Origin of the sequence: Nocardia jiangxiensis NBRC 101359, assembly GCF_000308615.1 — a bacterium.
Classification (GTDB): Bacteria; Actinomycetota; Actinomycetes; order Mycobacteriales; family Mycobacteriaceae; genus Nocardia; species Nocardia jiangxiensis.
The window spans coordinates 215,106-228,190 of record NZ_BAGB01000076.1 but is presented as its reverse complement, the minus strand read 5'-3'; the positions used below and the strand labels follow the sequence as shown (position 1 = coordinate 228,190).

Sequence of the window (13,085 nt, the reverse complement as noted above, 5' to 3'; positions counted from 1 at the left end):
CGGCACGGTGACGGCATCGGCGAATCCGGTGTCGCTCATCAGTGCGCCCTCCGCTGTTCTTCCTGTGTCGCAACCGCATTCGCGCCCAACACCTTGACCAGCACGAATGCGACCGCGAAGATCAGCAGGAAGGTGATCACCGACAGTGCCGAGGCGCTGTTGGCCCCCTGGCGCACCTGGTCGACGACCAGGATCGAGATGGTCCGGGTGTTGGCGTTGCCCTGGGTCATGATGGCGGGCAGATCGTAGAGCCGCAGCGCATCCATCGTGCGGAACAGAATCGCCACCAGCAGTGCGGGTTTGAGCAGCGGCAGGGTGATGTGGCTGAACCGCTGCCACGCCGACGCGCCGTCCACCCGAGCGGCCTCGTACACGTCGGCCGGAATCACTTGCAGCCCCGCGAGAATCAGCAACGCCATGAACGGCGTCGTCTTCCACACGTCGGCGATGATCACCGCGAACCGCGACCACCACGGATCGGTCTGCCACAGAATGTGTGTTCCGAGAACACGATTCACCACGCCGTCGTACTGGAACATGAACTCCCACAGCCGCGCGGTGACCGCGGTCGGGATGGCCCACGGGATCAGCACCGCGGCGCGCAGCAGCGCCCGGCCCTTGAAGGTCTTGCCCATCACCGTGGCCATACCCAGCCCGATGACCGCCTCGAGGGTCACCGTGATGACGGTGAACAGCAGGGTCACCAGGATCGCGGTCCAGAACTGCGAGCCGAGATTGCCGGTCGGGCAGGACTCGGTGCCGCCGGCGGGCAGTGCGCACTGCTGCAACAGCCAGTGCGTGTAATTGCTGAATCCGGCGTTGCCGCCGTTGACGAACATGCCCGTCGCTGGATCGAGTCCGGAGTCCTTCTGGAAGGACATGATCAGCGCGCGGACCACCGGATACCCGATGACCACGGCCAGGGCCAGCAGCACCGGAGCCACGAACAACCAGGCGCGTCCCGATTCGGGCAGCGTGTCCAGTGCGCGAGCGACCGGCGACTTGCGACTACCGTTCGGCATATCGGGCGCTGTCGATGAATCGCTCGCGGACTCGGCCACAGACGTGTACTCCGATGTTCCCGAAGGATCTGACACCGTTCTTCTCTCCTACGGGACTCGGCTCGGCACAGGCGCTCTCGCGGTCAGGAACCGGCGGCCTGGATCCCCTTCTGCATGCCGGTGATCGCGGCGTCGACCGTTTTCTTTCCGGTGATCGCAGCATAGGCGTTGTCCTGGATGGCTTTGGACACCGCCGGATAGAACGGGGTGACCGGCCGCGGCACGGCGCTGGCGATCGAATCCTTCAGCGTCGGCAGGTATGGGAACTTCGCGATCAGCGCCGGATCGTCGTACAGCGAGGACCGCACCGGCGGGTACGCGCCCTCGGCCACGATGTGCTGGGCGTCCTCGCCGATCAGGAAGCGCAGGAAGTCCAGTGCGGTGGCCTTGTGCTTGGAGTACGCGCTGATGGCGGCGTTGTAACCACCGAGCGTGGAGGCGCCGATGCCGTCCTTGCCGGGCAGCGCGGCGACGCCGACCTCACCCTTCACCGCGGACGAATCGGCCTGTGCCACACCGTAGAAGTTCGGCCAGGTGCGCAGGAACAGCAGTTTGCCCTGGGCGAAGGCGTTCTGGCTCTCGGGCTCCTCGAAGGAGATGGCCTCCTTGGGGATGTCGCCCTTCTGGTACGCGTCGGTGAGCACCTGCAGACCCGCGCGGGACTGCGGGCTGTCGATGGTCGGGGTCTTGCCGTCCGGGCCGACGAAGGTGCCGCCGTAGGCGTTGATCACCTCGGCGGTGTTCACCGTCAGACCCTCGTAGGGCGCGAACTGCCCTGCGTAGCAACCGAGATTGTGTTCCTTGGCGACATTGCAGTCACCGGTCATCTCGGTCCAGGTCTTGGGCGGGTTGGGCACCAGATCCTTGCGGTAGTACAGCAGGCCGCCGTTGGTGTTCAGCGGCGCGGCGTACAGGTTGCCCTTGTAGGTGGCGCTGGCCACCGTCGGCGAGAGCAGGGTGGAGGTGTCCAGCGCGAAGGAGTCCTTCAGCGGCTGGATCCAGCCCTTGGCCGCGAACTCCGCGGTCCAGGTGACGTCCAGCGCCATCACGTCGTAGTCCGACTGTTTGGCCTGCAGATGCTGGGCCATGTCGTCGTGCTGTTGGGAGGCGTCGTTGGACTGTTCCTTGAAGGTGACCTTCTCGGACGGGTGCGCGGCGTTCCAGCGATCGATGAGCTGTTTGACCGCACCGGTTTCCGAGGTGTCCTTACCTTCGACGAAGGTGATCGGGCCGCGGCCGCCGAGGTCCTGTGTGGTCGGGTTGTTGCCGCTGCTGCTCGAACACCCACTCGCGAGGGTCGCGGTGAGCAGTGCCGCCGAGGCGGCGGCCAGAGCGGCGCGGGAGGTCCGGGACGAGCGTCGTGACCTCACCTTGTTCAATGCCATCGATACTCCAGGGTCGAGACGAGCCACAGCCGCCTTGGCGCGCACGGTGGAGCCGAGTGGCGATGACGCGTAGCCGTGAGCGCCGGCACACTCAGCCGGTTGCACAAGGCAAGATACATCGTCTGTGGCCGGTCGTGTCGGTCGGTTCTCTATATTCTGGTGCGCGATGTCGACTCAGCCAACTCAGGACAAGTTGCTCACGCGTATCGGCGGACTGCTGCGTCAGGCGGAGTCCACCGACAACGAGCACGAGGCCGAAGCGTTTCTCGCCGCCGCGCAGCGCCTGGCGACCCGCTCGTCCATCGATCTGACGGTGGCTCGTGCGCACGTCACGGGCCGGGAGCGCCGGGCGACGCCGGTGCAGCGGGTGATCGCGATCGGCGAGGCGGGCAAGCGCGGACTGCGCACCTATGTGCAGCTGTTCGTCGCGATAGCCACCGCCAATGATGTGCGCTGCGATGTCGCTCGCACTTCGACGCAGGTGTACGCGTACGGGTTCGACTCCGATATCGCCGCGTGCGAGGCGCTGTATGCGAGTCTGCTGGTGCAGATGGTGCGGGCGTCGGATCTGTACATCAAGTCCGGGCAGTACCGGTCCGCGACGGTGGAGAAGGTCGTTGTCGAGAAGCGTTACGGTCGCAAGGTGCAGCGGCAGGTGCGCGCACCCGTCGCGGCCGTGACGGCCCGGCTGAATTTCCAGATGGCGTTCGCCGCGCGTGTCGGCCGTCGCTTGTCCGCGGTCAAGGCCGACGTGGTGGCGGAGGTGCAGGCCGAGTCCGCTACGGCTCCTGGCACCGCGATCGCCCTGCGCGACAAGGAACTCGAACTGACCAGCTTCTACACCCGGACCTCCGAAGCGCGCGGCACCTGGCGCGGGCCGCAGGAGTCCGCCGGGTACTCGCCCGGGGCCCGGCGTGCCGGTGACCGTGCCGGCCGAGCCGCGCGGTTGGGTTCCGCACCCGAACTCGGTGCCGCGCGTGGACAACTCGACGCGTGATCGGGCCACAGCCGGTTCCGTAACCGTGACGGGGCGCGGCGCAACTGTGTCAATGTCGTGAAAATGTCGTAGGTCGGCGAGAACAGTGGGAGGTCCGGTGTCCGAGGCGGATCGCGCCGGAGTCGGGGCATGAGTACCCGGGACAGCCAGCGGGCGCGGGTGTACGACGCCGAGGGGCTGGTGCGGCGGATGTTCGATCGGGCCGACGAGGGTGGCGGGCGGACCGTGGAGTTGTACGGGTCGCAGATCACGCTGCCGGTGGAGCGCCGGTTCGCCTCGGTGGAATCGGTGCAGAGCTATGTGGATCGCGTGCTGGCGTTGAATTGGGTTCGCGCGGGGTGGGGTCGTGCGGGTGCGGCGGTGACGGTTCGGGCGCGGGCGGGTGCGGGCGCCGCGCATTACGAGGTCGAGACAGCGGTGCTCGCGGTGCCGTTGCATGCCAGTGGAAGCGCCTGGGCATTGCGGGAATTGGTGGTTCTGCACGAGATCGCGCACCATCTCGGCGAACCGGGGGAGGACCGGGCGGCGCACGGGCCCGAATTCTGTTCCCGGTACATCGAACTGGTCGACGGGGTCATCGGGCCGGAGGCGGCATTGGTGTTGCGCACTTCGCTGCTGGGTTGTGGTGTGCGGATCGGTTGATGGGCTGCTCGGTTGTAGTGTCGGCGTCGACCATGAATCGAGGGAGGCGTATGCGCAAGCTCGTGTCACGTGTGGCTTTCTACGTTCTGTGCACGGTGATGTCTCCGGTGTTCCTGATCGGCTACATCATGTGGATCGGCGGGACCCTCGCCTCGGGCCGGTCCGGGGTATCGGGCACCGCGCAGGGGCCGCTGAGCGCCCGGTACTCCGAGCACAACTTCGGGACCAGGCCGGACGAGGCGGCCGACCGGCTGCTGCGCGCGCTGCCGGGCGTTCCGGGCCCGGCCCTGTTCCTGACGACCGCTCCGGTATTCCTGGCGCATCGGCTGACCGGGTACGTGCCGCGGGCGTTCCGCTACCCGTACGAGGGCAAGGTTTCCCCGCAGTACGAGGCGTCGGCGCGGATCGGGTTCTTCGACGCGGCCCTCGAGCGCTACCTGCCCGACGACACGCAGTTCGTCATTCTCGGCGCGGGTTTCGACACCCGCGCCTACGGGCTTGCGAACGATGTGCGGGTGCGTGTCTTCGAGGTCGATACCCTGCCGACCCAGACCGTCAAGCGCAAGACGCTGGAGAAGGCCGGAATAGATTCCAGCAGAGTGACTTTCGTGCCCGCCGACTTCGAGAAGGAGGACTGGCTCGACTGCCTCACCGCCGCCGGGTTCGACCCGGCCGAGCGGACGCTGTTCCTCTGGGAGGGCGTGACCATGTACCTCGACCGGGCCGCCGTCGAGGACACCCTGCGGAAGATCGCTTCGACGGCCGCCGGAAGCGTCGTCGCATTCGACTATTTCACCAGCGAGCCGTTCGAATCGTCCTCGTTCTACTGGCGTTACGGCCGCGCCGCGACCAGCGCCGCGGGCGAGGAGCTGAAATTCGGCGTCGACAGCACACCGCCGTCGCGCGACCGCCTCGCCGAACTGCTCCGATCCTGCGGCCTGTCGCTGACCGAGCAGCAGACCCTCGGCGAAGATACCCAGAAACGCCGTGCCTGGGGCGGATTCGCGATCGCCACGGTGGAGAAGGCGGCATAGCTCCCGGTGAGGTCTCGCCGCTCAGGCGGTGGGCAGCAGCCGCTGGACTCGGGCGAGGCGATCGCGCCACCATCGGGTGCGCTCCGGGTCCGGATGCCGGAAACGGTGCAGCAGTTCGGGATCCGGGGTGGGCGGGGTGCGCGGGACGGGCAGGTATCCGTCGACCGGACGGAGCGAATCAGTGACCGTATCGCCCTGGAAGAGATTCACCGTGCCCAGCCCGCAGGCGAATTCGAGGTTCGGCAGGGCTCCGGCCAGTGCGAGTTGAGCCGACAGACCGACGCTGGTCTCCAGCGCCGAGGAGACCACGCACGGCAGGCCGGCCGCCTCGGCCACCTGCAACGCGCGCCGAACTCCGCCCAGCGGAGTGCATTTCAGCACGGCGACATCCGCGGCCCCCGCCACCGCGACGCGCAGCGGATCCTCGGCCCGGCGAATGGATTCGTCCGCGGCGATCCGGACGTCCACCCGTCGCCGCACCTGCGCCAACTCCTCGATGGTCCGGCACGGCTGTTCGGCGTACTCCAAACCGCCTGCGGCCCGGTCGATCTGGGTGAGGTGATCGACAGCGGTTTCGACATCCCACAGCGCGTTGGCATCCACCCGAATCGCCCCCTCGGGCCCGAGCGCCGAACGCACGGCCGCCACCCGCTCCAGATCCTCGCCCAATGACTCGGGGTGATCGGCCACCTTCACCTTCGCCGTCCGACATCCCGACCCGGCGACCAGCGCATACGCCCGCTCCGGATCAATCGCAGGCACAGTGCAATTCACCGCGATCCGGTCCCGAACCACCTCCGGCCACCCCACGGTGACCTGCTCGACGGCGGTAGCCAACCACCCCGCCGCCTCCCGATCCCCGTACTCCGGGAACGCACAGAACTCCCCCCACCCCAGCGGCCCCTCGAACACCATCCCCTCCCGCACCGTGATCCCCCGGAACCGAGTCCGCATCGGAATCGCGTAGACGTGTGCGGAGGCAGGATCGATCAGCTCACCCACGTGCCCACCCCACCGTCACGTGGCTGGGCCTCGATCACGCCTGCTGCTCTGTTCTGGTTCACCCGGAACAGCCTAATCTCGCGAAGGTCGTGGCACGGCGACGCTCGAAACCTGCGTCGAAATCGATGGACAGACGTGCCGAACCCCTGAGAACGACGACGATATCCGCAACGGTCGACGCGGCATGGTGCGAAGTCGGAGGGCGCTGCGAGCACCCGCGCTCGTCTGCGCGAGATGGGCTATGCCGGTCGTCTCGTTCCGTATCAGCTGCTCACAGCCTTTCCAGAATCATGGCGTTGGCCAGCCCGCCCGCCTCGCACATGGTCTGCAGGCCGAAGCGGGCGCCACGTTCGCGCATGGCGTGCACGAGGGTGGTGGCCAGGCGTGCTCCCGATGCGCCGAGCGGATGACCCAGAGCGATCGCGCCGCCGTGGACGTTGACGCGGCTGAGGTCCGCGCCGGTGTCGGCGGCCCAGGCCAGGACCACCGCGGCGAACGCCTCGTTGACTTCGAACAGGTCGATGTCGGACAGTTGCAAACCGCTGCGCTCCAGGACCTTTCGCGTCGCCGGGATGACCGCGGTGAGCATCAGCAGCGGATCGTCGCCCGCGACGGCGAAGCTGTGCAGCCGGGCCAGCGGCGTCAGGCCGAGCTGAGCGGCCTTCTCGCTGGTCATGATGAGGACCGCGGCGCTGCCGTCGTTGATCTGACTCGCGTTGGCGGCGGTGATGTTCCAGCCGATCTCCGGGAATCGGGCGGCGTATTCGGGGCTGTAGAAGGCCGGACGCAGCGCGCCCAGCGTCTCGAGCGTGCTGCCGACGCGAATCCCCTCGTCGGTCGACAAGCCTTCCAGCGGAGCCAGTTCCGCCTCGAACGCCCCGTTCTTCGTTGCCGCCGCGGCCTTCTCGTGACTGGCCAGGGAGAACTCGTCCAGTGCGGTACGCCCGATCTTCCATCGCGACGCGATCAACTCCGCGCTGATACCTTGCGGCACAAGCCCTTCAGGATAACGCTCGGCAAAGGCGACCCCACCGATATCGGTGGCCCCGACCACGCTCGAGCCCATCGGAACCCGGCTCATCGATTCCAGTCCGGCCGCCACCACGACGTCGTACGCACCGGAGATCACGCCCTGTGCGGCGAAGTGGATGGCCTGCTGACTGCTTCCGCACTGCCGGTCCACGGTCGTGGCGGGCACCGATTCGGGATATCCGGCGGCCAGTGCGGCGCGCCGGCTGATGTTGACGGACTGTTCGCCGACCTGGGTGACCACTCCGCCGATGACGTCGTCGATCTGCGCCGGATCGATGCCCGTTCGCCGCACCACCTCCCGCAGGCTGTGTGCGAGCAGGTCCACCGGATGTACCCCGTGCAGCGCGCCGGTCGACTTGCCCTTGCCGATCGGGGTGCGCACGGCCTCGACGATCACTGCGTCTCTCATGGCGATTCCTTCCGACCGACCGCGACGATGCGGTCTCGCTAAGTCGTTCTATAGTCAGCGTAGGAGGCTGACGATACCTACCACAAGTCAGACTCGTATGATGTACGTCATGTCTGCTGTACTCGAAGGACCGTTACGTGATCTGCGTTCGTGGAAGCCGGAGGGATGTTCGGTCGTCAAGGCCCTGGACATCATCGGCACCCGATCCGCGATCCTGATCCTGCGCGAGGCCCTCTACGGCACCACTCGATTCGACGGATTCGCCGAACGCGTCGGCATCACCGACGCGGCCGCCGCAGCAGCCCTGCGCAAACTCACCACCGCGGGCCTGCTGCGCAAACAGCCCTACCGCGAGGAGGGCAAACGCACCCGCAACGAATATGTGCTCACCGAGATGGGCCGCGATGCGATCCCGGTCGTCCTGGCCCTGTGGCAGTGGGGTGATCAGTACCTGCAGGGCGGGACGCCGCCGCTCGAGCGGGTCGAGAACGATACGAGCGAGCCGGTCCGCGTGCAAATCCGCAGCTCGGGCGGAAACGAGGTCCCGATGGACAATCTGCGTATCCGCCTCAACGAGGAGTGGCGGCGCAGCCGGACCCGCGATCGACGCGGGCCCGGCGGAGTCGAAATCAGTTGAGCCGCTTGCCGTCCTCGGGCGCGAAGAAGTACACGTGCTCCGGATCCGCGGTGAGCGAGAGCTTGTCGCCCTTGGTCGGCGGGTTGCGCCAGTCGACCCGCGCGACGATGGTTTCCTCTGCGTCCGAACCGTTCTCGTCCAGCGCCCGCCCGTAGACGTAGGCGTCCGAGCCGAGTTCCTCGACCACGTCCACCTCCATCGCGATGCCCTTGCCCGATTCGGTGAACTCGAGGTGCTCGGGCCGGATGCCGACCACCACCGAACCGTCCACGGCGTCGGTCACCGTGCGCGGCACCTGCAGCGCGTGCCCGCCCAGCTGTGCGCCGCCGTCGGTGAGCGGCAGGGTGAACAGGTTCATCGCCGGCGAACCCATGAAGCCGGCGACGAACAGATTCGCCGGATTCCGGTACAGATCGCGCGGGGTCGCGCACTGCTGCAACAGACCGTCCTTGAGCACCGCGACCCGGTCGCCCATGGTCATCGCCTCGACCTGGTCGTGCGTCACGTACACGGTGGTCGTGCCCAGCCGACGCTGCAACTGCGCGATCTGGGTGCGGGTCTGCACGCGCAGCTTGGCGTCCAGGTTCGACAGCGGCTCATCCATCAGGAACACCTGCGGCTGCCGCACGATCGCCCGGCCCATCGCGACACGCTGGCGCTGACCACCGGACAGCGCTTTCGGCTTGCGATCCAGGAACTGTTCCAGGTCCAGGAGTTTCGCGGCCTCGAGGACCCGCTTCTCCTTCTCCGCCTTGGCGACCTTGGCCATCTTCAGCGCGAAGCCCATGTTCTCCGCGACGGACATATGCGGGTAGAGCGCGTAGTTCTGGAACACCATCGCGATATCGCGCTGTTTGGGTTCGGCGTTGGTGACATCCTTCTCGCCGATCAGGATTCGGCCGCCGTCGACGTCCTCCAGTCCGGCGAGCATGCGCAGCGAGGTCGATTTACCGCAGCCGGACGGGCCGACGAGAACCAGGAATTCCCCGTCGGCGATCTCCAGATCCAACGCGTCGACAGCGGGTTTGGCGGCGCCCGGATACACCCGGGTCGCGCGGTCGAAAGTGACCGTAGCCATCAGAAAACATCCCTTCACCGGCAGGAACGTGCCGGACGATCCGAGTAGAGGGTGGATGCGGCGAACCGCAGAACGAAATCCTACTGGGCATATGTCCACGGCGTGTCGGTTCGCTGTGGGCGTACACGCCCGCACGGACATCTCGGGCGTCCCGGCGGTAGCCTGATGAGGGTCATTCGCAGTGCTGAAAGCTCACATCGAGGAGAGCATTCATGACCCGACCAGTTCGCATCGGAGTCCAACTACAGCCGCAGCACGCACCCGAGTACAACCTCATCCGCGATGCCGTGCGCCGCGCCGAGGACGCCGGGGTGGACGTCGTGTTCAACTGGGATCACTTCTACCCGCTCTACGGCGACCCCGACGGCGCCCATTTCGAATGCTGGACCATGCTCGGCGCGATCGCCGAGCAGACCGAACGCGTCCAGCTCGGCGCGCTGGTCACCGGCGGCGGCTACCGCAACCCCGACCTGCTCGCCGATATGGCCCGCACCGTGGACCACATCTCCGGCGGCCGCCTGATCCTGGGCATCGGCGCGGGTTGGTTCGAGAAGGACTACGACGAGTACGGCTACGAATTCGGTACCGCCGGATCACGTTTGGCGTTGCTCAAGGAGTACATGGAACGACTGACCGCCCGCCTGGGCAAACTCAACCCGCAGCCGGTCCGCGACATCCCGATCCTGATCGGCGGCGGCGGTGAGCGCAAGACCTTGCGCCTGGTGGCCGAATACGCCGACATCTGGCACACCTTCGCCGAAATCGATGTCCTGGAACGCAAGTCGAAGATCCTCGCCGACCACTGCACCGCCGCGGGCACCGATCCGGCCGCCATCGAACGCTCGGTGAACTGGCCGGGCGCCGAAGCCGCCCCCGCCCTCGTAGCCGCCGGAGCAACCCTGTTCACCGTCGGCACCGGCGGCCCCGACTACGACCTGAGCACCCTGGAAGAAGCCATCCGCTGGCGCGACGAATTCAACCCCGAGTCCGTCGCCGGAATCGCCTAGGGCTGCAACGATATTCGCTGATCGGTTTTCGGCGGTGGCCGGGACCCGCCGCATCGACGCGCGGCTGTTCCGGCCACCGGCGGGCCGAGGTCGGGATGGCGTTCGTAGAGCAGCCGCAGCACAACGCGCGGCACCGACCGTCGGACGGATCTGCCACCGCATCGAGATTTCGCGGAACGTGTCCGTGTGCATCTGCAATCTGTTGATGTGCAACAGGTCTGGGGATCGGCCTGATCTACGGCAGCTTCCGATTATGGCCAACTGCAACAGAATTGGGCGCTGCGCCGTCGTGGTTCACGGATCGGTGGTCGTGGCCGAGCCGGTGAGCTGCTCCTGCGCGTATTGGCGGAATGCGTTGACCAGTCGGTTTCGGGTGTCGCGGCGGGTGGCCAGGACTACGTGGGCCGGGTCGACGCCGTGCAGGGGGATCGCGATGATGTCGGGGCGGAGGGTGGGGAATTGGCCGCCTGCGGTGATGGCTATGGCTTCTCCGGCGGCGATTACCTCGAGTTTGTCCTCGAGGGCTTCGATGATGGGGCCATCGGGGGCGGGGCGGCCGTCGGGGCGAGGGTCGATGTTCCAGTAGGCGCTCCAGACCGGGTCGGATCGGCGGAGGCGGGGGACGGGTTCGTCGGCGATGTCGTCGAGGGTCAGGAAGTCCTTGTGCGCCAAGCGATGATCGATGGGCATGAGGACCACGCGCGGTTCTTCGTACAGGATGGTGACCTGTAGCCCCTCGGTGGGGAAGGGGAGTCGGGTGAGGAGTGCGTCGACTCGATGATCATGCAGGGCGGCCTGGACGTCGGTGATCTGCACATGCTGTGCGCGTATCTCGGCGTCGGGATGGCGTCGGCGCATCTCGCGCACGACGGGCGTGATGATCAGGTCTCCGGTGTAGCCGATCGTGACGTGGCCGGGGCTGGCCACGGCGCGGGTCTGCGCGACCATCCGGCTTGCGGTGCGCAGCAACGCTCTGGCCTGGGGGAGGAACACCTCACCGGCTTCGGTGAGCCGGGTGCCCTGCGGTCCGCGATCCAGCAGCCGCGCCCCGAGTTGTTTCTCCAGCCGGTTGATCTGCCGGCTCAACGAGGGTTGCGTGACGTGCAGGGCCTCGGCGGCGCGACCGAAATGCCCGTGCTCGGCGACCAGCGTGAAGGAGTGCACCAACCGCAGGTCGAGATCCACTGCGGGCGGTGCGTCGGTCATGCCGTCACAGTAGTCCCGTCCGGTCCGGGCTGTCGTCGCATCGATGTCCCCCAGCTGCAGTGATACGCGAATCGCAATGCCTGATGCGGAAGATTCATTGGATCGCGAGTCGCTCGCGGCAGCACAGTGGACCTATCCACCCCGCAGCGATTTCACCTGGAGGAACGCCCATGACGATCGACCTCGCCGTGGACACGGCACGCCGAGCACTCGGACCGGTCGGTGCGAGTTTGCCGGTCACCTTCACCAGCACCCCGTCGGCGACCGTGCAGCGCGCCGCGGGCCGCCGCCTGGAGAACGCCGGTTACCGCGCCCTGTGGACCAATGAGGTCATCGGCAAGGACGCCTTCACACACCTGTCCGTCCTGCTGGCCGCCACCGAACGCCTCACGGTGGGCACCTGCATCGCCAACATCTGGGCTCGCCCACCGCAAACCGCACACGGCGCGGCGGCCTACCTCGCCCAGGCGTACCCGGACCGTTTCGTACTCGGCCTCGGCGTCGGCTACCCGCAACAGGCCGAGAGCGTCGGCCGACCGTTCGGCAGCCCCCTGACCGCCATGCGCGACTACGTCACCGGAATGAACAGCGAAACCTGGCCTCCCGCACCGGATTCCGTGTACCCGCGAATCCTCGCCGCGAACGGCCCGAAAATGCTCGCGCTGGCCGGAGAGATCACCGACGGTGCGCTACCTGCCGGACTCCCGCCGGAACACACCGCCCAGGCCAGAAAAACCCTCGGCCCCGGCAAACTGCTCGTAGTGGCCCTGTCCGCCGTGATCGACGACGACCTCGCCCGAGCCCGCGAAACCGCACGACAGGTCGTATCCACCTGGTCCACCCGTCCGTCCTTTTGCGCCACGATAGCCGAATTCGGTTACGAGACAGCGGAAAACACCACACCGGACGATCAAGTGGTCGACGCCCTCGTCGCGCACGGCACCCCGGATTCGATCGCCGAGAAGATCCGCGAACACCTCGCCGCCGGAGCCGACCACGTCACCCTCCTGCAACCGATCGGCATCGAATTCGCTTCCGGCATAGACGGTTACGTCAGCCTCGCCCCGGCCTTGATCGGCCTCGGCTGACAACTCCCCGCATCCTGCCGGTGGGCGCTGCGCGGATATCTCAGCACGTGTCGCTGCTGCTCGGCAGATATCCACCCAATCTGCATCGCCGAACGGCGCAGCCGCACAGATCTGCCCGCTACGTCGAGGTCTCCCGATCCGGGGAAGACAACTGGCCTCGCGCTCGCCCGGTCTGGTCGAATCGGGAATGTGAACGATTGGCAGCGACCAACACTTCCGCCGCAGTCACGCGGTGGCAACGTCGTGGCGGTCGCCGGGTTCCTGCTCGGCGTCCTGAGTCTGGTGATCGCCCCGTTCCTGGCCGTGTTCTCGGTCGTGATGACCACCGTGCCCGGCGCCGTCGCCCTGCACGCTCCGCTACTGGTGGTGGCGTTGGCGGGAATTGTCGTGTCGGGGGTCGGCTTCGTCGTCGGCTGGCGCAGGTTCGCCGGTCGCGCCGGTGTGCCGTCGATCCTCGGATTCGTGGCCGGATCATCGCCGTGGGCATGACGGTGTGGAGTCTGAGAA

At 67.1% G+C, this 13,085-nt stretch carries 13 protein-coding genes; 7 read left to right on the top strand and 6 right to left on the bottom strand.

What is annotated here, in order from left to right; all coding sequences use genetic code 11:
- Positions 1–38: 38 nt before the first annotated feature.
- A complete protein-coding gene (locus ON40_RS33650; RefSeq protein WP_083896102.1) occupies positions 39–1,022 on the bottom strand; it encodes a carbohydrate ABC transporter permease in 984 nt (327 codons plus the stop codon).
- Between the two features lie 122 nt (positions 1,023–1,144).
- A complete protein-coding gene (locus ON40_RS33645) occupies positions 1,145–2,446 on the bottom strand; it encodes an ABC transporter substrate-binding protein (protein ID WP_040829157.1) in 1,302 nt (433 codons plus the stop codon).
- Positions 2,447–2,612: 166 nt separating this feature from the next.
- Here ON40_RS33645 and ON40_RS33640 point away from each other — a divergent pair, with 166 nt between their 5' ends.
- The 3 genes from ON40_RS33640 (at position 2,613) to ON40_RS48540 (ending at position 5,119) form a co-directional block, all read left to right on the top strand.
- Positions 2,613–3,443, top strand: a complete 831-nt coding sequence (locus ON40_RS33640) for a DUF2786 domain-containing protein (RefSeq protein WP_040829156.1) — start codon at positions 2,613–2,615, stop codon at positions 3,441–3,443.
- 129 nt (positions 3,444–3,572) lie between these two features.
- Positions 3,573–4,085: a TIGR04338 family metallohydrolase gene (locus ON40_RS33635; protein WP_040829155.1), complete on the top strand. Its 513-nt coding sequence runs from the start codon at positions 3,573–3,575 to the stop codon at positions 4,083–4,085.
- A 50-nt stretch (positions 4,086–4,135) separates the two neighbouring features.
- Positions 4,136–5,119, top strand: coding sequence for a class I SAM-dependent methyltransferase (locus ON40_RS48540; RefSeq protein ID WP_051193933.1), 984 nt, complete (start codon positions 4,136–4,138; stop codon positions 5,117–5,119).
- A 21-nt stretch (positions 5,120–5,140) separates the two neighbouring features.
- On the opposite strand, the gene ON40_RS33625 is transcribed toward ON40_RS48540, so the two are convergent.
- Together ON40_RS33625 and ON40_RS33620 are read right to left on the bottom strand one after the other, a co-directional pair.
- On the bottom strand, positions 5,141–6,121 hold the full coding sequence (locus ON40_RS33625; RefSeq protein ID WP_040829154.1) for an o-succinylbenzoate synthase: 981 nt from the start codon (positions 6,119–6,121) through the stop codon (positions 5,141–5,143).
- A 271-nt stretch (positions 6,122–6,392) separates the two neighbouring features.
- Positions 6,393–7,562 carry a thiolase family protein gene (locus ON40_RS33620; protein WP_040829153.1) on the bottom strand — a complete coding sequence of 390 codons (1,170 nt, stop codon included), beginning with the start codon at positions 7,560–7,562 and terminating at the stop codon, positions 6,393–6,395.
- 109 nt (positions 7,563–7,671) lie between these two features.
- Between ON40_RS33620 and ON40_RS33615 the strand changes: the two genes are divergently transcribed.
- Positions 7,672–8,199: a winged helix-turn-helix transcriptional regulator gene (locus tag ON40_RS33615; protein ID WP_040829359.1), complete on the top strand. Its 528-nt coding sequence runs from the start codon at positions 7,672–7,674 to the stop codon at positions 8,197–8,199.
- On the opposite strand, the gene ON40_RS33610 is transcribed toward ON40_RS33615, so the two are convergent.
- Positions 8,192–9,277, bottom strand: a complete 1,086-nt coding sequence (locus ON40_RS33610; RefSeq protein WP_040829152.1) for an ABC transporter ATP-binding protein — start codon at positions 9,275–9,277, stop codon at positions 8,192–8,194. The two genes, ON40_RS33615 and ON40_RS33610, sit on opposite strands and share 8 nt — an antisense overlap.
- Positions 9,278–9,489: 212 nt before the next feature.
- On the opposite strand from ON40_RS33610, the gene ON40_RS33605 reads away from it, so the two are divergent.
- Complete coding sequence (locus tag ON40_RS33605; RefSeq protein ID WP_040829150.1) at positions 9,490–10,284, top strand: LLM class F420-dependent oxidoreductase; 795 nt, start codon at positions 9,490–9,492, stop codon at positions 10,282–10,284.
- A gap of 294 nt (positions 10,285–10,578) precedes the next feature.
- Here ON40_RS33605 and ON40_RS33600 read toward each other — a convergent pair whose 3' ends face one another.
- A complete protein-coding gene (locus tag ON40_RS33600; RefSeq protein WP_040829148.1) occupies positions 10,579–11,490 on the bottom strand; it encodes a LysR family transcriptional regulator in 912 nt (303 codons plus the stop codon).
- Positions 11,491–11,660: 170 nt separating this feature from the next.
- On the opposite strand from ON40_RS33600, the gene ON40_RS33595 reads away from it, so the two are divergent.
- On the top strand, positions 11,661–12,578 hold the full coding sequence (locus ON40_RS33595; RefSeq protein ID WP_040829147.1) for a TIGR03620 family F420-dependent LLM class oxidoreductase: 918 nt from the start codon (positions 11,661–11,663) through the stop codon (positions 12,576–12,578).
- A gap of 189 nt (positions 12,579–12,767) precedes the next feature.
- Positions 12,768–13,067, top strand: coding sequence for a hypothetical protein (locus ON40_RS33590; protein WP_040829146.1), 300 nt, complete (start codon positions 12,768–12,770; stop codon positions 13,065–13,067).
- Positions 13,068–13,085 lie beyond the last annotated feature (18 nt).